General features: G+C 63.8%; 12 protein-coding genes. 7 read left to right on the top strand and 5 right to left on the bottom strand.

The window, feature by feature from the left end; all coding sequences use genetic code 11:
- The first annotated feature begins 455 nt into the window (after nucleotides 1-455).
- From G4O04_09700 to G4O04_09690, 3 genes are read left to right on the top strand one after another with little or no spacing between them, the layout of a single operon-like run.
- Nucleotides 456-1445, top strand: coding sequence for a peptidoglycan bridge formation glycyltransferase FemA/FemB family protein (locus G4O04_09700; protein ID HEY58788.1), 990 nt, complete (start codon nucleotides 456-458; stop codon nucleotides 1443-1445).
- Nucleotides 1442-1978, top strand: coding sequence for an NUDIX hydrolase (locus G4O04_09695; GenBank protein ID HEY58787.1), 537 nt, complete (start codon nucleotides 1442-1444; stop codon nucleotides 1976-1978). Before G4O04_09700 ends, G4O04_09695 begins: the two co-directional genes overlap by 4 nt.
- 30 nt (nucleotides 1979-2008) lie before the next feature.
- Entirely contained in the window at nucleotides 2009-3100 is a 1092-nt protein-coding gene (locus tag G4O04_09690) for a peptidoglycan bridge formation glycyltransferase FemA/FemB family protein (protein HEY58786.1), read from the top strand.
- A gap of 3 nt (nucleotides 3101-3103) precedes the next feature.
- Here G4O04_09690 and murI read toward each other — a convergent pair whose 3' ends face one another.
- The 3 genes from murI to rplS all read right to left on the bottom strand — a co-directional run bounded on the left by murI (nucleotide 3104) and on the right by rplS (nucleotide 5253).
- Nucleotides 3104-3943 carry a glutamate racemase gene (gene murI / locus G4O04_09685; protein HEY58785.1) on the bottom strand — a complete coding sequence of 280 codons (840 nt, stop codon included), beginning with the start codon at nucleotides 3941-3943 and terminating at the stop codon, nucleotides 3104-3106.
- On the bottom strand, nucleotides 3940-4686 hold the full coding sequence (locus G4O04_09680; GenBank protein HEY58784.1) for a gamma-glutamyl-gamma-aminobutyrate hydrolase family protein: 747 nt from the start codon (nucleotides 4684-4686) through the stop codon (nucleotides 3940-3942). The genes murI and G4O04_09680 overlap by 4 nt, the downstream gene beginning before the upstream one ends.
- A 213-nt stretch (nucleotides 4687-4899) precedes the next feature.
- On the bottom strand, nucleotides 4900-5253 hold the full coding sequence (gene rplS / locus G4O04_09675) for a 50S ribosomal protein L19 (protein HEY58783.1): 354 nt from the start codon (nucleotides 5251-5253) through the stop codon (nucleotides 4900-4902).
- 220 nt (nucleotides 5254-5473) lie between these two features.
- Here rplS and G4O04_09670 point away from each other — a divergent pair, with 220 nt between their 5' ends.
- The 4 genes from G4O04_09670 (at nucleotide 5474) to G4O04_09655 (ending at nucleotide 16853) form a co-directional block, all read left to right on the top strand.
- On the top strand, nucleotides 5474-8755 hold the full coding sequence (locus tag G4O04_09670) for a HAMP domain-containing protein (GenBank protein HEY58782.1): 3282 nt from the start codon (nucleotides 5474-5476) through the stop codon (nucleotides 8753-8755).
- A 272-nt stretch (nucleotides 8756-9027) separates the two neighbouring features.
- A complete protein-coding gene (gene rpoC / locus G4O04_09665) occupies nucleotides 9028-13314 on the top strand; it encodes a DNA-directed RNA polymerase subunit beta' (protein ID HEY58781.1) in 4287 nt (1428 codons plus the stop codon).
- Nucleotides 13315-13515: 201 nt separating this feature from the next.
- Nucleotides 13516-15978, top strand: a complete 2463-nt coding sequence (gyrA, locus tag G4O04_09660) for a DNA gyrase subunit A (protein HEY58780.1) — start codon at nucleotides 13516-13518, stop codon at nucleotides 15976-15978.
- A 20-nt stretch (nucleotides 15979-15998) separates the two neighbouring features.
- The gene (locus G4O04_09655) at nucleotides 15999-16853 is read left to right on the top strand and encodes a GNAT family N-acetyltransferase (protein ID HEY58779.1); all 855 of its coding nucleotides are present in this window, start codon (nucleotides 15999-16001) and stop codon (nucleotides 16851-16853) included.
- Here G4O04_09655 and G4O04_09650 read toward each other — a convergent pair.
- Together G4O04_09650 and G4O04_09645 are read right to left on the bottom strand one after the other, a co-directional pair.
- A complete protein-coding gene (locus G4O04_09650) occupies nucleotides 16618-17253 on the bottom strand; it encodes a DUF2344 domain-containing protein (GenBank protein HEY58778.1) in 636 nt (211 codons plus the stop codon). The genes G4O04_09655 and G4O04_09650 overlap by 236 nt on opposite strands.
- Entirely contained in the window at nucleotides 17250-19205 is a 1956-nt protein-coding gene (locus G4O04_09645; GenBank protein ID HEY58777.1) for a TIGR03960 family B12-binding radical SAM protein, read from the bottom strand. The genes G4O04_09650 and G4O04_09645 overlap by 4 nt, the downstream gene beginning before the upstream one ends.
- Between the last annotated feature and the right edge of the window lie 150 nt (nucleotides 19206-19355).

Genomic DNA, 19355 nt, shown 5'->3' with positions numbered 1-19355 from the left:
TTCGTGTGTTGAAGCGATATGGGGTGAAGGATGTCGCGGTACCCAGAGATCAGTGGGATGGACGTAACGTGGTCGTTTATTTGCCTGATGTGCACTTTGTGCCCATCGACCCCTCGGGCGTGGAAGACCTTGCCCAGTTGAACGTCCAGGCCGTGGTGCTGGACAACGGTGCTGTATGGCTGCGTGACGCGGCTCATCAAGCGCGTCTCCTTCTATGGAAGCAACAGGGGTGGGAGGTGCTGTGTACTTCCCGAAGACCGTACGTTATCCTTACCCGTATCCGTCCTCAAGAGCCTCTTCCCGTCCAACCCTGTGATGTGGAAAGCCTCTCCTCTTTTCGCCCAGCCTCGTCGGCATTCCTCGAATTTGTAGCAAGGGGACGCTCGCTGAAACAGGTGAGGCCACGTGAGGTGGAAAGTTGGCCCCTGGAAAGAGTGGTTTTGGAGTGATGGAATATGTCTTTTGAGAAGGAAACAAACTGGGAGCGTTTCCTCGCGCGTTATCCCGACGCCCATGTGTTGCAGACCGCGGCCTGGGGGGATCTCAAGGCCGCTTTTGGCTGGCGGGTGGAGCGGCTGATTGTGGGCGAGACGGGCGCTCAGGTGCTCTTTCGCCCGTTGCCTTTGGGGTTCTCTGTGGCGTACATCCCGAAAGGGCCGGTGGGGGAACGGGCGCCCTGGGCGGCGCTCTGGCCCAAAGTGGACGCCCTCTGCCGCCGTTATCGGGCGGTGTTCCTCAAGGTCGAGCCGGACCTCTGGGAGGAGACCGACCCCCAGGGAGCAGCCCCTCCCCCCGGGTTCCGGCCGAGCCCCCATGCCATCCAGCCGCGGCGCACGCTGGTCGTCTCCCTGCAGGGCAGCGAAGAGGAGATCCTGGCCCGGATGAAGCAGAAGACCCGCTACAACATCCGCCTGGCCGCCCGCAAAGGGGTGACCGTGCGCCCGTGGGACGATCTGGAGGGCTTCTACCGGCTGATGCGCGAGACCGGTGAGCGGGATGGCTTCGGTGTACACAGCCTGGCGTATTACCGGCGGGCATACGAGGCCTTTCACCCGCAAGGTGAGGCCGTGCTTTTGGTGGCCGAATTTCAGGGAGAGCCCCTGGCGGCGTTGATGGTTTTCGCCCGGGGGCGGCGGGCCTGGTATTTCTACGGCGCTTCCACGGGCAAGCATCGCAACAAAATGCCCACCTATTTGCTTCAGTGGGAGGCCATGCGCTGGGCCAAAGCGCAGGGATGCACGGAATACGACCTGTGGGGCGTGCCCGACGCCGATCGGGAGGCTTTGGAGATACAGTTTCCTCAACGCCGCGACGGGCTGTGGGGGGTGTACCGTTTCAAACGCGGCTTCGGCGGGGTGCTGCGCCGCGCCCCGGTGTGGGACCGGGTGTACCACCCCTGGCTTTATCGTCTGTATTTATGGCGGTTGCGGGAGCATCCACGATGAACCTGGACGCTATGCGCGAACTGCGCTTTGCCCGCTACTGTATGCGCTGCGGGGCGGCCACTGAGCGTCGCTACCTGGAGCACGAGGGGCAGGAGCGGGCCGTTTGTCCCCAATGCGGCTGGGTGCACTATCCTCATCTCAAAGTGGGGGCCGGTGTGCTCATTGAGTGTGGGGGGCGGCTGCTGCTCTTGCGACGGGCGCATCCGCCCTGGCCGGGGGCCTGGAACCTGCCGGCGGGCTATGTAGAAATTGACGAACCCCCGGAACGGGCCGCTGCCCGCGAGGCCCGTGAGGAAACCGGCCTGGAAGTGCGCATCGTGCGTCTGGTGGACGCCCGCTTCTTCGCCGATGATCCCCGGGGAAACGGGCTGCTGCTGGTCTACCGCGCTGAGGTGATGGGCGGCCAACTGCGCGCCGCCGACGAAACCGACGCCGTGGCTTTCTGCGCTCCTGACGAACTTCCCGCCGACCTGGCCGGTGGAGCCCATGATGTGGTCATCCGCGCCTGGGCGGCGGGGAAGTACGCCGGGTGATCGCAAACCGCAACTCGCAAGGAGCCCCTCATGCGCCTGGCTTCCTGGGAAGGTTGGAACAAAACGATCGCCGCCCTGCCCGGCGCGCACATCTTGCAAACGCGGGAGTGGGCGCTGGTCAAGGCGCAGTTTGGCTGGCTCCCGGAGCCTTTTGTGTGGGAGCGCGATGGGCGTGTGGTGGCCGCTGCCCTGCTGCTGCGCCGTCGGCTGGCCCCTGGGCTGCCCTGGAGTGTGCTCTACGCCCCCAAGGGGCCGTTGCTGCCCTGGGCCGATGCGACCTTGCGCGCGCAGGTGTTGGACGATTTGCAGCGCTATACCCGACGCACCGGCGCTGTGCTGCTCAAGGTGGACCCCGATGTTCTTCTGGGAACGGGGATACCCAGGACCGAGGACGCCCACGATGACCCGGTGGGCGCGCAAGTGGTCCGGGAATTGCGGTCCCGGGGGTGGCGGTTTTCCCCCGAACAGGTGCAGTTCCGCAATACGGTGTGGCTGGACCTTACGCGGTCTGAGGAAGAACTGCTGGCCGCGATGAAGCAAAAGACGCGTTATAACATCCGTCTGGCGGCCCGCAAAGGGGTGGTTGTTCGTGTAGCCAACGAGGAAGATTTGGGCCTGCTGTACCGCATGTACGCGGAGACCGCAGCGCGGGATGGCTTCGTCATCCGCCCGCAGGCGTATTATCTGACCGTATGGCGCACCATGCTGGCCGCCGGGATGGCCGAGCCGCTCATCGCAGAGGTAGAAGGCGAGCCTGTGGCCGCGGTGGTGATCTTTCGCTTTGCCGGGCGGGCGTACTACTTTTACGGGATGTCCACCGGACAGCATCGGAACAAGATGCCCACCTACCTGCTGCAATGGGAGGCCATACGGCGGGCCAGGGCAGCAGGGTGCAGGGTGTACGATTTTTGGGGTGCGCCCGAGGTCTTTGACGAGACGGACCCCATGTGGGGAGTTTACCGGTTCAAGGCCGGCTTTCGCGGTCAAGTGGTGCGGACTTTGGGGGCGTGGGATTATCCGGCCCGGCCGGCCCTGTATGCGCTCTTTGTACGCGGGGTGCCGGTGGTGCTGGCCGCCTGGCGTCGATGGCGCATGGCCCGGGTGAAGTCGGAGAGGCAGTGACCGCTACCCTTGCAGCCCCTCGGCTCCCCAGGTCAGGCCTTTCACGAGATGCGATTCTCCAAGCAGGCGGGTGGCCAGGTGGGCAAAGGCCTCGACATTCGCCCCGGTGGTGAGCAAGGTCACCCGGCCGCGCCCGTTGCGCGGCGGACGCAAGGCGTTCCGCTGGGCCAGCACGCGCTGTGTCTGCCGGGCAACGGCCGGCGCCGGATCAATGACCCGCACCCCAGGCCCCACGATATCTTCGATGAGCGGAATCACGAAAGGATAGTGGGTGCATCCCAGCACCACCGTGTCCATCCCTTGCGTCAGCATCGGACGCAAGGCTTCTTCCAGAATGGCACGGGTTTGGGGGCCTTCTAGATCGCCCCGTTCAATTTGCTGCACCAGACCCGGGCAGGTGTGCTCCAGCAACGCGGTACCCTGGGTGAAGCGTTCCACCACCGAAGCGTACAACTGCCCTTGAAAGGTGGCCGGCGTGGCCAGCACGCCCACCACCCCCGTTTGGGTGTGCTTGGCGGCGGGTTTGACCGCTGGCTCCATGCCCACGAAAGGCACTTGCGGAAAGCGCCGACGCAGATAGTGCAGCGCCGCCGCCGAGGCCGTGTTGCAGGCCACAACAATGGCCTTGGCTCCCTGATCTAAAAAGTAGCGCGTGATGCCCTCGGCGAAACGGCGCACCTCCAGCAGCGGCCGAAGGCCGTAGGGCACATGGGCCTGGTCGGCCAGGTAAAGCAGGTCTTCGTGGGGCAGTTCGCGACGGATGGCCCGCAGCACCGAAAGCCCCCCCACGCCTGAGTCGAATACCCCGATGGGGCCTTTGTTTTCACTCAGGGCAGGGGTCATCGGTGGGCACCTCCGTTGTAATCCTGGCAGGCGACGACGAAGGCGCGGAACAAGGCCGCCATGCGCGCGTCGGTGTCGTAAAGCCACTCAGGATGCCACTGCACGGCCAGGGCGAAGGGGTGTGCGGGCACCTCGACGCCCTCAACCAGGCCATCAGGAGCGTGGGCCGTGGCGTGCAAGCCGGGCGCCAGGTCGCGGATACCCTGATGATGCAGGCTGTTCACCGGCAGGCGCGTATCGCCCAAAATGGCGGCCAGGCGGCTTTCCGCAGCCACTGTGACTTCGTGGGCCAGGAGCGTGCGCTCGGTGCGTGGGTCGCGGCGATGGGGGAGGGCGTTGGGCATTTGGTCTTCCAGGTCTTCGTACAGGGTGCCTCCCAGAGCCACATTGAGCACTTGGATGCCGCGGCAGATGCCCAACAGAGGCATGCGGTGTTCCACGGCCAGTCGGGCCAGGGCCAGTTCCAGGGCGTCGCGTTGGGGGTTCACGCCGTACACTTTGGGGTGTGGCTGACCGCCATAGTGGGCCGGGTCTATGTCTCCGCCGCCAGTGAGCAACACCCCATCGGCGCGCTCTAGCAGCATGGCGGCCTCCTGGGGCGGCGTATCCGGCGGCACGATGAGGGGAATCGCCCCAGCGGTTTGCAGGGTGTCCAGATAGCGTTGGCCCAGGGCGGCCATGGGCATGGCGTAGGCATGGTGGGTGCAGGTGGTGCCCGTGAGCAGGATGCACGGCTTGGGCATAGGCTGCTCCGTGATGGAAGGGTGTGCGGCCTATTGTACCCCAAAGCGGCCCGGGGAAGTGGGGTTGGCACCGTCCCCAGGGCTTCAGGTTCCCACCGGGATCCGATGGGCAGGGCCTTCAACGGGAGGGAAGCTCTACGGGGCGGTGCCGCTCTCTGGGGGGAGGGCTGGCAAAAAGCAAAACGCCCGACCGGAGGCCGGGCGTTTGGATGGTCAGTTGAACTTCCTCTTGAGGCGGGCTTTTTTGCCCCGGAGGCCGCGCAGATAGTACAGCCGCGCGCGGCGCACCTTGGAGTGTTGGAAGACCTCGACCTTCTCGATCAGGGGTGAGCGTAACAGAAAGGTGCGCTCCACGCCGATGCCGTGGCTGGCGATGCGGCGGACGGTGAAGGTGGCGTCGTTGCCACCGCCGCGCACCCGAATGACCGTGCCTTTGAACACCTGAATACGCTCGCGGTTGCCTTCCTTGATGCGCAGATGCACAGCGATCACATCCCCAGGGCGCAAGTCAGGCACATTTGGATTCGGGGGAGCTTCTACGGCTTTCAACAATTCCTGGTAGTTCATCGTCTCATCCCTCAGTTGAAGTTCGTCAGCGAAGAGGTGCTCCGATGAGCACATTCACGACGCAATACACGCCCTCGCCACACTGGCGAGGGACGCTGCATTATACCATGGCACTATCAAAGCGCCAAGTTTTTCGCCTGTTTCGCCGTGGCTGATGGGCGGGGAGCAGGGCGAGTTATGCTAAAATCAGGGCATCTCTTGGAGCAAAAAGGGGACGCTCATGGCATGGTGGCAGCCCGCATCCTGGTACTGGCGTTGGCCCACCGGAGGATGGGAGTGGGGGGTGTGGATCGTGTGGGGCGTGGGGTTGCTCTTGGGGGGGGTGTGGTGGCGTCGCTGGCGGCGGCGGCCCTGGAGCAGCGGCTACACGCTCCTGGCCGTGCTGCTCTTAGCCCTGGTGGGCCTTGGGGCATGGTGGAAAGCCTATCCCACCCAGGCGGCACTTCCCTGGAACCCTCTGGTGGAGCGGCGTGTGGCCCTCTGGCTGCCTTTGGGCTCTCTCTCTTGGGGGCTGGCGGCGGGCTGGTTAGGCGTTCTTCCGGCCATGGTGCTGGCCCTTCTGGTCGGCGCGGCGCGCGGTTTGCTGTGGACGCATACCGCTTTTTCCCTCTGGGTTGAGGTGACCCTGGCGGGGGCCATGGCCTGGGCGGCCTTTCAGCCTTATCGGACCCGCTTCTTTCGGGTGTTGCGCCGCCCCTGGGGGAGCGCCTTGATGGCCCTGGCGACCTATGCAGCGCTGCTCCTGGGGGAAGCCCTGGTGTACGGGTTCAGCCATCCCGATACCTGGATCGCACCGGGAAGCTATGGCGCGCTGTTGGCCTTTCGCGGGCTGGAATTACTGCTGGTGGGCGGCGTGGCTTGGCTCTGTTCATCGCTGCCTGTGTGCGCCTGGGGTCGGCGGGAGGAAGAAGCCACGGTTCCCTCCCCGATGGAACGCAGCCTGACGGCGCGGTTTGCGGGGCTTTCCTTCCCCCTGGCGGTGGGGATTGGGCTGACCCTGGTGGTGGTGAGTGGGGTGGTGTCGGTACAGGTGGCCCGACAAATGTTGCGCGAGCGTTTGCTGGTCGTCACGCGTCTGGCCGCGACCAGCATCCCTTCCTTTGTGGAGGCTGGTCAACAACACCTCCAGGCGCTGGCCGAGGAGGTGGAACACGGGGAGGCGAGCGCGTCGTTGGAGGAGGCGCTGCAGGCGGCGTACTACCCCCAGGAGGTGTTTTTCAACCGGTTGCTTGTGGTTGACGCCCAGGGGCGGATTCAGGCGGCTTACCCCTCCGAGCAGGGGTTGCGGTTAAGCCCCGATGAATGGTCAGCAGTGCCGTTCGCCTTGAGCGGCGTGCCCATGCAAATCATCCCTTCTCCGGCGTTGGGGCAGCAACGGGCCGGTTGGGTCAGTTTCATTATGCCCCTCAAAAAGCAAGGGCTGGTGCTCATCGGCCGGGCGGACCTCGCTCTGAGTCCAGTTAGTGAACCTATCACCCAGGTATTGGCCTCTTTGCAAGATGACCGTGGCCTGGGTATTATCCTGGACGAGGAAGGGCGAGTGCTATATCCTTTGGATTTAGCCCACTCGCCAGTGGCTTTCCAGCCTGAGTCTTGGACGGGCCTTCAAGGCCAGTTACTTGTGGTGGATAGTCCCGCTGGAGAGCGTTTTTGGATGATGGCGCAACGCACCCTGGGGCGGCCCTGGTGGGTGGTGGTGCTTTTGCCGATGACCCAGGTGCGTCAAATGGCCTTTCGCATCGCCTGGCCGTTGGCCATGGTAGCGCTGGCCCTCTACGGCCTTTCGTTGCTGGGGATGTATAGTCTGCTGCGGGTGGTGACCCAATCCCTGCGTTCTCTGGCCAGGGAGGCCCAACGCATCGCCCGCGGCGACCTGGATCATGCTCTCACGGTGGAAGGAGTTGATGAGGTCAGCCAGTTGCGGCAGGCGTTTGAGACCATGCGCCGCCGACTGAAAGAACGCTTGACCGAGTTGGCGCAACTTTTAGAGGTCAGCCAGCGCACTGCCAGGGCCAATCGGGTGGAAACGCTGGTGCAACCCGTGCTACAGGCGGCGCAGCAGGTGCGCCCCCTTTTAGCGCGTGTGGTGCTTCAGCCAGACGCTTTGCCCGCCGGTGAACGGCGTTCAGAACGGTTGGGGTATGGTGTTGGCACGACGCCAGAAGTCGTGGAAAAGATAGACCGCTTAGTTTTGGAATGGACCCACAGCAAGACACAGGTGATCTTGCGACAGCCACAAGGGGTACCAGGATGGCCCCTATCACGGGAGACCTCTGTGGGTAGTTTGGTGGCCCTGGCCCTGCGTTATGAGGAGCACCTTTTTGGTGCGTTTTATGTGCTTCTCCCAGAAGGGCGCACCCCAGAGCCTCATCTGTTGGATTACCTCCGCACCCTGGCCAGCCAGTTGAGTTTGGCTCTGGCCAATGTGCGCCTTTTGCTGGAAGTGCAACTGGACAAGCAGCGCCTAGAAGCGATTCTCGCCTCTTCACCGGATCCTATCCTGGTGACCGATGTGCGGGGCAATCTGCTTTTGTGCAATCCGGCAGCGCTGGAGGCCTTGGGAATGCGCCCGGATCAGGTGGGGCTGCCCCTCTCCGAAGTGTTGCCTGTGCCTTCCCTGGCGGAATTGCTCGTCGCCAAAGGGGCACAGCGCCCTCGGGTGGCCGAGGTCGCCCTGGAGGATGGCCGCGTGTTTTTCGCTTCGGTGAGCGAGGTGCGCATGGGCGCGCGTATGGTGGGGCGGGTGGCCCTGTTGCGCGACATCACCCGGTACAAAGAGTTGGACGCCCTCAAGTCGGAATTCGTGGCTACGGTGAGCCACGACCTGCGCTCGCCCCTCACCCTGCTGCGGGGCTACGCCACCATGTTGGACCTGACCGCCAATCTGAACGAGCGCCAGCGGCAATACCTGCGGCAAATCCTGCAGGCGGTGGACAGCATGGCGCACCTGGTGAACAATTTGCTGGACCTGGGCCGCATTGAGGCCGGAGTAGGTCTGCGGTTACGCCAGGTGTCTCCCGAGGAGGTCGTGCGACGGGTGGTGGCCGCTGGCGAGCCGAAGGCCCGGGCCAAGCACATTCAACTGAACATGGAAGTGGCGGCCAGCACGCCCCCCCTGATCGAGGCGGATGAAGATCTGCTGGAGCGGGCGCTGGGCAATTTAGTGGATAATGCCATCAAGTACACCCCGGCCGAGGGGCGGGTGACGGTGCGGGTCGGTCCGCTGGAGGGCGAGGACGGCGTGCTGTTTGCCGTTGAAGATACCGGGGTGGGGATCGCGCCGGTGGACCAGCCGCGCTTGTTTGAGCGTTTCTTCCGGGTCAAGCGGAGGGATGTGCAGCGCCAGCAGGGGTCGGGCCTGGGGCTGGCTATTGTGAAATCCATTGTCGATCGCCACCATGGCCGCGTTTGGGTGGAAAGCCAATTGGGCAAGGGCAGCACCTTCTTCATCGCCCTGCCTTTGCGCCAGCCTGCCGGAGAGGATTCCGCAGGCAAACCTTGACGGGCTTAAAGAGGCCGATTATAATTGCTGCAGCATGCAGAAAAGGATAGCGAGCCACGAGCGCGGAGCAAGCGCTTGAGAGCGAAGGTTCTCACGCGCTTGTTTTCTGTGTTTATGTTCCCTTCATTGGTGGGATGGCGGGCCGGCGATGATGCGTTGCGACAGATATCTTGCTCCAGTTTCGCTCTCGAGGGCCGTCATCTAGGGGGCCAAAGGCTCTGCGCTGGTCCACCTTGTCAAAAGCCCAGTTTACCGTTTCAGGAGGCCGCTGCGTGGAAACGAAAGATTTACTTGCCCTGCGTATTCACTTGGCCTCGCCCGAGACCATCCTCAGTTGGTCCCACGGTGAGGTGCTAAAGCCTGAGACCATTAACTATCGTCGCCTCCGACCCGAACCTGACGGTTTGTTCTGCGAAAAGATTTTTGGCCCGACGCGGGATTATCAATGTGCCTGCGGAAAGTTCAAAAATCCTCGTTATAAGGGTATGACCTGCGACAAGTGCGGCGTGCAGGTCACCAAGTCCTCGGTGCGCCGGGAGCGCATGGGCCACATCACCCTGGCGGCACCCGTGGCCCACATTTGGTATACCCGCCGGGTGCCGTCCTACCTGGGTTTGCTCCTGGACATTTCCCGGCGCAATTTGGAGCGGGTGCTCTATTTTGCCCAGTATGTGGTCACCTATGTGAATGAGGAGGCCCGCCAGCGCGCGCTTAAGCGGTTGGAAGAGGAAATCGGCGAAGACGAGCGTACCCTGGCCGCGCAAATCAACAGCCGCATCGCCAGCGTCAAGGCCTCCCGCGACAAGCGCCTGAAGGAACTCGAAGCGCAGCGCAAACAAATCGAGACGCGATACAACGAAGAGGTGGCCTCGCGCCTGGAGCCTATCGTGAAAGAAGGGCAGCGTTTGGAAAGCGACCTGCGGGAGCGCATGGGGAAGCAGGTGCGCAAGGCCGTCCTCTTTGGGAGCACGGAGATCGTCATCGCCCAGGCGGGCGAGGTCATCGGTTCGGAACACATCGCCCGCGTGCAGCAGGTGGTCAAGGATGCTCTGACTCAAATCGAGGCGGAACTCAAGGAAGCCAAGCAGGCCGAACTGGATGGCATCGAGGTCGCCATCCAGGAGGTCAAGGCCAGGGCCGAGGAAGCGATGGAGCGCCTGCGCGCCGAACTGGAGGAGCAGGAGGCCAAGCAGCGCAGCGAAAAGGCCAAACTGCGCGACGAATTGCTCGACCTGCGGCCGTTGACCTTTATGAGCGAGGCCCGCTATCGGGACCTCAAGGCGCGTTGGGGCCGTGTCTTCCGCGCCGATATGGGGGCCGAGGCCTTCTTGAGCATCCTGCGCCGCCTGGACCTGGACAAATTGGCCGAGGAACTGTGGCATGAGGTGCGCACCACGAAGAGCAAGCAAAAGCGCAAGAAGGCCATCAAGCGCCTCAAGGTGGTGGAGGCCTTCCGCCGTTCGGGCAACCGCCCCGAGTGGATGATCCTCACCGTGCTACCGGTGATTCCCCCGGACTTGCGGCCCATGGTGCAGTTGGACGGCGGGCGCTTTGCGACCAGCGATCTGAACGATCTCTATCGCCGGGTGATCAACCGCAACAACCGCCTCAAGCGCCTGCTAGAACTGGGCGCGCCGGATGTCATCGTGCGCAACGAAAAACGCATGTTGCAGGAGGCGGTGGATTCGCTCATCGACAACTCCCAGCGCGGCAAGGCCCTTTCGCGCCGTGGCCGCCGAGAACTCAAATCCCTCAGCGACATGCTCAAGGGCAAGAAGGGTCGCTTCCGCCGCAACCTGTTGGGCAAGCGCGTGGACTATTCCGGGCGTTCGGTGATCGTGGTCGGGCCCCAGTTGAAGTTGCACCAGTGCGGCCTGCCCAAGACCATGGCTTTGGAACTCTATCGCCCCTTCGTCATCGCCCGCTTGGTGCAGTACAACTATGTGAACAATGTCAAAGGGGCCAAGCGTTTCATCGAGCGCAATCGTCCGGAGGTCTGGGAGGTCCTGGAAGAGGTCATCAAAGAGCGCCCAGTGCTGCTCAACCGCGCGCCGACGCTGCACCGTCTGGGTATTCAGGCCTTTGAACCGGTGCTGGTCGAGGGGCTGGCCATTCAGTTGCACCCCCTGGTCTGTACGGCTTTCAACGCCGACTTCGACGGCGATCAGATGGCCGTCCATGTGCCCCTCTCCGAGAAGGCGGTGCAGGAAGCGCGGGAGTTGATGCTTTCGTCCAGGAACCTGCTCAAGCCGGCCGACGGCGAGCCCATTATCAGCCCCTCTAAAGACATGGTGCTGGGGGTGTACTACCTCACCATGGGAGACTCGCGGCCCCACAAGGGTGACGGCATGGTCTTCAGCGACCTGGATGAGGTGGAGATGGCCTACGCCCTGAAGGTGGTGGACATCCACGCCAAGATTCGCCTGCGCACCGTCACCTGGTACGACGATGAAGGGAATCACCTGGACGAGGCCGAGGAGCGCATCATTGAGACCACGGTGGGCCGGACGCTGTTCAACCGCATCCTGCCCGACTTCGTGCGTTTCATCAACCGCACCCTGGACAAGGGTGGGGTGAAAGAAGTGATGGCGCTGGTTTACGAGTTGGGCGGCGAGGAGGCCACCGTGGATGTGGCCGACAAGGTCAAAGACCTGGGCTTCAAGTATGCCACGGTTTCTGGCGTGACCATGGCCGTGGGCGATATTGAGGTGCCGCCGGAGAAAGAGGCCATCTTGCAGAAGGCCTACGAAGAAGTGGACAAGATGGAACGGGCCTTCAATCGGGGGCTGCTCACCGAGCAAGAAAAGAACAACCGCGTGATCGAGATCTGGCAACGTGCCACGGAGGAGGTGCGCGAAGCCGTCAAGAAGCACCTGGACCCGGTCAACGACCTGGCCGTGATGGCCATCTCGGGCGCCACTAAAGGCGGCTATGGCACCATCTCCCAGTTGGCCGGGATGCGCGGAATGATGGCCGACCCTTCGGGGCGCATTATTCCGCTCCCTATCCGCTCCAACTTCCGCGAGGGCTTGAGCACCCTGGAATACTTCATCTCCACGCACGGTTCGCGCAAGGGGTTGGCCGACACGGCGCTGCGCACCGCCGACGCCGGTTATCTGACCCGCCGTCTGGTGGATGTGGTGCAGGATGTGATCGTCATCGCTGAGGATTGCGGCACTGACGATTATCTGGAGATCCATCGCGATGACAATGTGGGCGGCCAGACCATGGGCCAGCGCATCTGGGGGCGGATCGCTGCCGAACGCGTGGTGGACCCGGAAACAGGCGAGGTTATCGTCGAAAAAGGCGAACTCATCGAGCGCCGACATGTGCGCCGCATCATGGCCTCGAAGATCGAGAGCGTCAAAGTGCGCTCGCCCCTCACCTGCGAACTGCCTCACGGCGTGTGCGCCCAGTGCTACGGCATGGATTTGGGCCGGGGCAAGATGGTGGAGGTCGGCACGGCGGTGGGGATTATCGCCGCGCAGTCCATTGGTGAGCCTGGTACCCAGTTGACCCTGCGCACCTTCCACACCGGCGGTGTGGCCGGCGAAGCGGACATCACCAGCGGTTTGCCCCGCGTGGAGGAATTGCTGGAGGCTCGCAAGCAGCCCAAAGGTGAAGCGGTGGTGGCCGAAATCGGCGGTCAGGTGCAGGTGCTGCAGTCCGAGCGCTATGCCGATATGCGCGTCGTCCGGGTGGTCAGCAGTCGCATGGAAGAGGTGCCTTACCTTCTGGATGAAGGCTGGAAGCCCGCCGTGGAGGACGGCACGGGCGTGAAAGAGGGCGATGTGCTGGCCGTCAACGAAGAGGGCCTGGAAATCAAGGCCCAACATAACGGGCGTGTGCGCATCGAAGGCAATCAAATCATTCTGGCTTATGAGGTCAGGGAAGAGGCCGAGTATGAGATTCCTTCGGGCGCGCAGTTGACGGTGAAGAACGGTGATATCGTAGAGCCTGGCCAGCCCCTGACCCGTGGCTCCCTCAATCCCCACAAGATTCTGCGCATTCGGGGGCGGCGAGCTGTGGAACTCTATCTGCTTTCCGAAGTGCAGGGCGTGTACCGCCAGCAGGGTCAGGATATCCACGACAAGCACTTCGAGATTATCATCCGCCAGATGCTTTCCCGGGTGCAAATCACCCATCCTGGGGATAGCGGCTACCTGCCCGGCGATATGGTCAACCGCATCAAGATTCGCCGGCTGAACGAGAAGTTGCGCGCCCAGGGCAAGCGCCCGGCCCGCTACAAAGAGGTGTTGCTGGGTATCACCAAGGCGGCTTTGAGCACCGATTCCTTCCTCTCGGCGGCCTCCTTCCAGCACACCTTGCGGGTGCTGGCCTCGGCGGCCATCGCCGGCGCCGAAGATCGGCTGATCGGCTTGAAGGAGAATGTGATCATCGGCAAACTCATCCCGGCGGGGACGGGCTTCGACCCTAAGCGCTTTGAGTTCGTGCTGAAGGATGATGAGGTGGACGAGGAATCGGGGGAAGAAGCCGGCGCGCCGGGCGACGAAGAAGCCGCGGCCGAAGAGGCTCCCTCGCTGACCGCCACGGATTGATCCGCTTGTGAGGTTCAGCACTTTCCCTGGCGGGGCTCAGGCCCCGCCGGGTGGTTTAATGGCTGCTATGAGGTCCTGTTGGGAGGAGGGATAGGCAAAGAGGAGCGGGCGGTCCGTAGGGGGCGGTTGGCACAGGCGCCGTTGACGGGATGGGGGTTATCCCGTATGATAGGGATGTTATCCTGAGGCAAAGGAGTGCACATGGAAGTCGGTCTGGTTCGATCGGTGGACATCACCGAGCAGATGCGCCAGGCGTACCTCTCGTATGCCATGAGCGTGATTGTGGCCCGGGCCCTGCCCGACGCCCGCGACGGCCTCAAGCCCGTGCAGCGTCGCATTTTGTACGCTATGTACGACATGGGGCTCCGGCCCAACGCGGCCTTCAAGAAATCGGCCCGCATTGTGGGCGAGGTGCTGGGGAAGTATCACCCCCACGGGGATCAGGCGGTTTACGACGCCATGGTGCGCATGGCCCAGCCTTTCGTGATGCGCTACCCCCTGGTGGAGGGGCAGGGCAACTTTGGCTCGGTGGACGGCGATCCGCCCGCGGCCATGCGCTACACCGAGGCCCGGCTGGCCCAGACGGCCATGGAAATGCTGGCCGACATCCCGAAGGACACGGTGGACTTTGCCGAGAACTTCGACGGTTCGTTGACCGAGCCCACCGTGCTGCCCGCCGCTCTGCCCAACCTGTTGCTCAATGGCGCAGCGGGCATTGCTGTGGGCATGGCCACGAACATCCCGCCCCACAATCTCAACGAAATCGTGGACGCCCTGGTGTACATGCTGGACAACTGGCGCAAACTGGATAGCATCACCGTGGAGGACCTGACCCGCTTTGTCAAAGGGCCCGATTTCCCCACAGGGGGGATGGTCATCGTCGAAGAGGGGCGGGATGAGTTGTTGCGCGCCTACAGCACGGGGCGGGGCAAGTTGACCGTTCGCGCCCGGGTGCACCTGGAAGCGGCCGGAAGAGGCCGCCAGCGGCTGGTCATCACTGAGTTGCCCTACGCGGTGAACAAGACGACTCTGTTGGAGCGCATCGCACACTTAGCCCGCGAGAACAAAATCGAGGGCATCGCTGATCTGCGGGACGAATCGGACCGCCAGGGCCTGCGGGTGGTCGTTGAGTTGGCCAAAGGGGCGGACCCTGATGAGGTGCTGACCAGACTATACAAGCACACGCCACTACAAAACACCTTTGGGGTGATCATGCTGGCCCTGGTGGGTGGCGAGCCGCGCCTGCTTTCGCTCAAACAGGCGTTGCGGGTGTACCTGGAACATCGGCTGGAAGTCGTCCGTCGCCGCAGCGAGCACGATTTGCGCCGTTTGCGCAAGCGGGCCCACATCCTCGAAGGGCTGCTCATCGCCCTGGACAACCTGGATGAGGTCATCGCCACCATCCGCCGCTCGCGCACGGTGGAGACGGCCCACCAGAACCTGCGGCGGAAGTTCAAGTTGAGCGCCGAGCAGGCCCAGGCCATTCTGGACATGCCTTTGCGGCGTCTGGCTGCGTTGGAGCGCAGGAAGTTGCAGGAAGAGTACAGGGAGACCAAAAAGCATATCCGCTCCCTGGAGGCCCTGTTGCGCTCCCCCAAGAAGATGCGCCAGGCCGTGGCCGAGGAGTTGACTGCCCTCAAAGGGCGTTACGGCGATCCCCGACGGACGCAAATCGTGCACCTGAAAGCCGGACAGGCGGCCCAGGCCCTCACGGCCGAGGATCTGATCCCGGCCGAGGAGGTGTGGGTGGGCCTGGACGCCGAGGGTAACCTGGCCCGGATGCCGGTGGGCAAGACGCCGCGCCTCAGCGGTCGTGCCGCCCCCTGGTTGTGGGCCAGGGCCAGCACCCGCGATACCCTTTACCTGGTGGCTGAGAACGGGCAGGCCGTCGCCGTGCCGGTGCACACGCTGCCCGAGGCGGACAAGCTGGCCGGGGGGGCGTCGGTGTCTCGGGTGACCCCACTCCCGGCGGGGCAGGAGGTGGTGGCCCTGTTCGCTGTGCCTCCCAACGGGGGCCTGGAAGAGGGGGGAGGGTATGTGCTCACGGTGACCCGCCAGGGCATGGTGAAAAAGAGCGATCTGACCCTGTTGCCCGGGCCTGCAACCCAGCCGTTTACCCTGGTCAAGGTGAACCCGGGGGACGCTTTGCTGCAGGTGTTGTTGACCCGGGGCGAGGATGAAGTGGTGTTGGTCACGGCGCGGGGCATGGCTATTCGCTTTGCCGAGACAGATGTGCGCCCGATGGGCCTGGTGGCCGCAGGCGTCAACGGCATCAAACTCAAGGGCGACGATGTGGTGGTGGGTGCGGTGGTGGTGCACCCCAAGCGCGAGTTGTTCCTGGTGGACAGCCGGGGGTACGCCAAGCGGGTGCCTTTTGACGAGTTCCCCCTGCAGCGGCGTTACGGCCAGGGGGTGGTGGCCTGGAAGTTGCCCAAGGGGGCCATCCTGGCCGGGTGCGCCACAGGCAAGGGCACGCAGAAGGTGGTGCTGCACCTGCACAAAGCCGCGCCCAAATCGGTGCGGCTGGACGAGGCCCCGGTGCGCACCCGCGCTTCGGTGCGCGGGGTGCGGGTGGTGGACCTCAAGACCGGGGATAGCGTGGTCTGGGTGGCCGCTCTGTCGGCCGCCTGGCCCTCTCCGCGGGGCAGGCGACGAAGAGCATAAGGCGGTTTGGAAGAAAGGAAATGGAAGGGATTGTTCGTGGGCAGGTGGCGGTCGTCTCAGCCCCTCTGGAGGCGCTGGAAACCCTGGCACGAAGGTTGGCGCTGGCGTTTGAGGCTGACCCCGTGTACCGGTGGTTGTTCCCGGATGCCGGGAGGCGGCTCAAAAAACTCGAAGCCCTATTTGCGGTTTTTCTGCGGCCCCTGATGGTGGCCGGGACGGTCTTCACCACGCCTCAACGCGAAGGGGCGTCCGTGTGGGTTCCCCCGAAGGGAAAGGTGGCGCCGGGGTGGCGTGGGCAAATCAGGCAGCCATTTGAGATCGTAAGGTTGCTGGGCAAGCGTATCTGGCGTGGTTTGCTGTGGTGGCGTCTTGTGGAGACCCGGCAACCCCATTATCCGCACTGGAAGTTGTTTCTCATCGGGGTGCTGCCTGAACATCAGGGGCGCGGGATCGGCTCGGCTTTGCTGCGCCCCATGCTGGCCCGGTGCGATGAGGAAGGGTGGTCGATTTATCTGGACACAGGCCATCCGGGCAATCTGCCGTTTTACCGTCGGGTCGGTTTCGAAGTGGTGCGAAAGGTGGAGTTGCCCCAGGGGCCCACCGTGTTTCAGATGATTCGTCCCCCGCGAGAGGAAAGGCTCACGCTCCTTCTGCCAGCACCAGGCGTGTACGGTGCATCCGGGCGATCTCAAGGGGGATGTCTAAGGCGGCAAGGACTTCGTCGGGCCGTCCGGTGGCGCCGGGCTCGGCTCGCAGCAGCATATCCAGGGCCTGGGGCTCACGCCGGGCTTCCAAGGCCAGAATCAAAGGGCGCAGGTCGTAGGGCTTGGGTCCTTTTTTGGTCCGGCGGATGCGTTCCAGGGAGGGCTGGCTGAGCAGGTGTTGCACCCGCTCGGCGAGATCCGGGATGGGGTCAAGGAAGGTGACGCGGTACTCGGCTGCGCGGACCAGGTTGGGCAGTGGTGGGGCATCGGGGGGGATGATTTCGGCATGGTGGAAGTGCATCCCCGGGGGAGAAACGGGCTGCAGGGCGGCCAGGATTTCGTGGGGGGAACGCTCTTCGCGTAGCCATATCTCGGCCAACTCCGCCTCGCCGGTGCAGCCTAAGGGCAGCGCAGCGGCGATGTGCATTTTGGGCCGCGGGTGGTAGCCCTGGGTGTGTTGCAGAGGCACCCCGGCGCGGCGCAAGGTGCGTTCCAGGGTGCGCTGCACATCCAGGTGGCTGGTGAAGCGCATGGCTTCGTCTTTGCTGAAGGTCAGGCGTAGTCGGGTCATCGCAGGTCAGAGGTCGTGGGGTAGGGTTGAGGCACCGGAGGCGGCGGCAGATAGGGCGCCCGGCGCTTGGGCGGTCGCTTGACTTCCGGGCACTTCCACACCTCGCCGGGGTGGGCGAAGCGTAGGTCGGCGAAGGTGGGCAGGATGCCGCAGGCGTAGCAGCGATGGCGGCAGTCGATGCGCGTCTCGCCTTGTTGGCTGCGCAGGTAATCCTGGGCGAGAAATTCCTTGCGCACCGCCACGCTGATGTGGTCCCAGGGGAAGGGCTCGTCGATGAGTCGGCGACGATGGGCGTAGAAGTCGGGGTCCAGGCCGCTCTCGGCGAAGGCCGCCAGCCAGAGGTCGAGACGCCGCCCCTCGTTCCAGGCGTCGAATTTAGCGCCCTTTTGCCAGGCGCGGTACACCACTTCGGCCAGGCGGCGGTCGCCCCGGGAGAGCCAGGCTTCAAGCAGCGTCTCTTCAGGGTCCACCAGGCTCAGGCGAATGTTGCGGTCCCGGCGGAGGGCCTGACGCAGCAGGCGCTGTTTGGCGCGGATGGTTTCGGCGGTGTCGGTGGGGGCCCACTGGAAGGGGGTGTGGGGTTTGGGGACAAAAGTGCCCACGCTGGCGTGCACCTGGGCGCGTCGGCCCATGACCTCGCGGCCCTGGGCCAGAACCGCCCTGGCCAAGTCGGCGATGGCCCGTACATCCTCCTCGGTCTCGCCGGGCAGGCCGATCATAAAGTACAGTTTGATGGTCTGCCAGCCTCGCCGGTAGATCTCCCGCGCCACCTGAAGCAACTGCTCGGTGGGAATAGGTTTGTTGATGATGTTGCGCATCCGTTCGCTGCCCGCTTCGGGGGCCAGGGTGAACCCGCTGCGGCGGGTGACCGCCAGGGCTTCCATGATGTCGACCGAGAAGGTTTCGATGCGCAGGGAGGGCAGCGAAATGCTGATGCCTGCCTTGCCGAAACGACGGGTGACTTCCTGAACCAGTTCCAGGATGTGGGTGTAATCCGAGGAGGAGAGGGAAAGCAGGCCCACTTCCTCGAAGCCCGTGTGGCGTAAACCTTCCTCGATGGCCTGGACAATCTCGGCCACGCTGCGCTCGCGCACAGGGCGCACCACCATGCCCGCCTGGCAGTAGCGGCACCCCCGGGTGCATCCCCGCGTGATTTCCACGGGGAAGCGGTCGTGGACGGTGTCAATGTAAGGCACCACTAAGCGGGTGGGCGGCGGGGGGAGTTGGGCCACAATGCGCTTGACGATGGGTAGGGGGGCGCTTTCGACGAGGGGCTCGATGTGGGCGAAGATGCCGTCGGTGTCGTAGTGAGCGCGGTAGAACGAGGGCACATAGACGCCCCACAGCCGGCTGAGGCGGTGGAGCAGGTCTTCGCGCGTGGTGCCGGCTTGCTTCCATTCCCGGTAGGCGTCGAGGATCTCGTGGATGACCTCTTCTCCCTCTCCGATGACGAAGGCGTCCACGAAGGGGGCGATGGGCTCAGGGTTGAAGGTGGCGTGCCCCCCGGCGATGATGAGGGGATCGTCGGGCCCGCGGTCCTCGCTGCGCAGCGGGATGCCGCTCAGGTCGAGCAGGTTGAGCAGGTTGGTGTAGAGGGTCTCCATGGGCAGGGAGAAGCCCACGATGTTGAAGGCGCGCAGCGGGTGCCTGGTCTCCAGGCTGTAGAGGGGGATGCCGGCGGCGCGCATCTCGGCTTCCATGTCGGTCCAGGGGGCGTAGGCCCGCTCGGCCAAAGCATCTTCGCGGCGGTTGATGAGGTCGTACAGGATGGCCAGCCCCAGGTTGGACATGCCGATTTCGTAGATGTCGGGGAACACCAGGGCCATCTTAAGCGGGGTTGTGGCCCAGTCCTTGACCACCTGGTTGTATTCGCCGCCGGTGTAGCGGGCCGGTTTGCGCACTTTGGGCAGGATGCGCGCCAGCCGGGCTTCGATATCGCGTGGGGTGAGCATCAGGAAACCAAACCTCCTGGGAGGGTTGCCGTCAGAAGGTAAATTATAAACGATGTTTGGCGAAAATCCTCAACGAGTTCTTCGTGGAGGCGTGTCGGTGGAGGGGAGAGGTGCGGTTCATTCCCCCAGCAAATGAACCCACGGCAAAGT

The sequence above is a fragment of the Anaerolineae bacterium genome, assembly GCA_011176535.1.
In the GTDB taxonomy this organism is placed as follows: Bacteria; Chloroflexota; Anaerolineae; order Anaerolineales; family DRMV01; genus DUEP01.
Note: the sequence above shows the minus strand (reverse complement) of the source record. Positions and strands in the feature narration are given on the sequence as shown.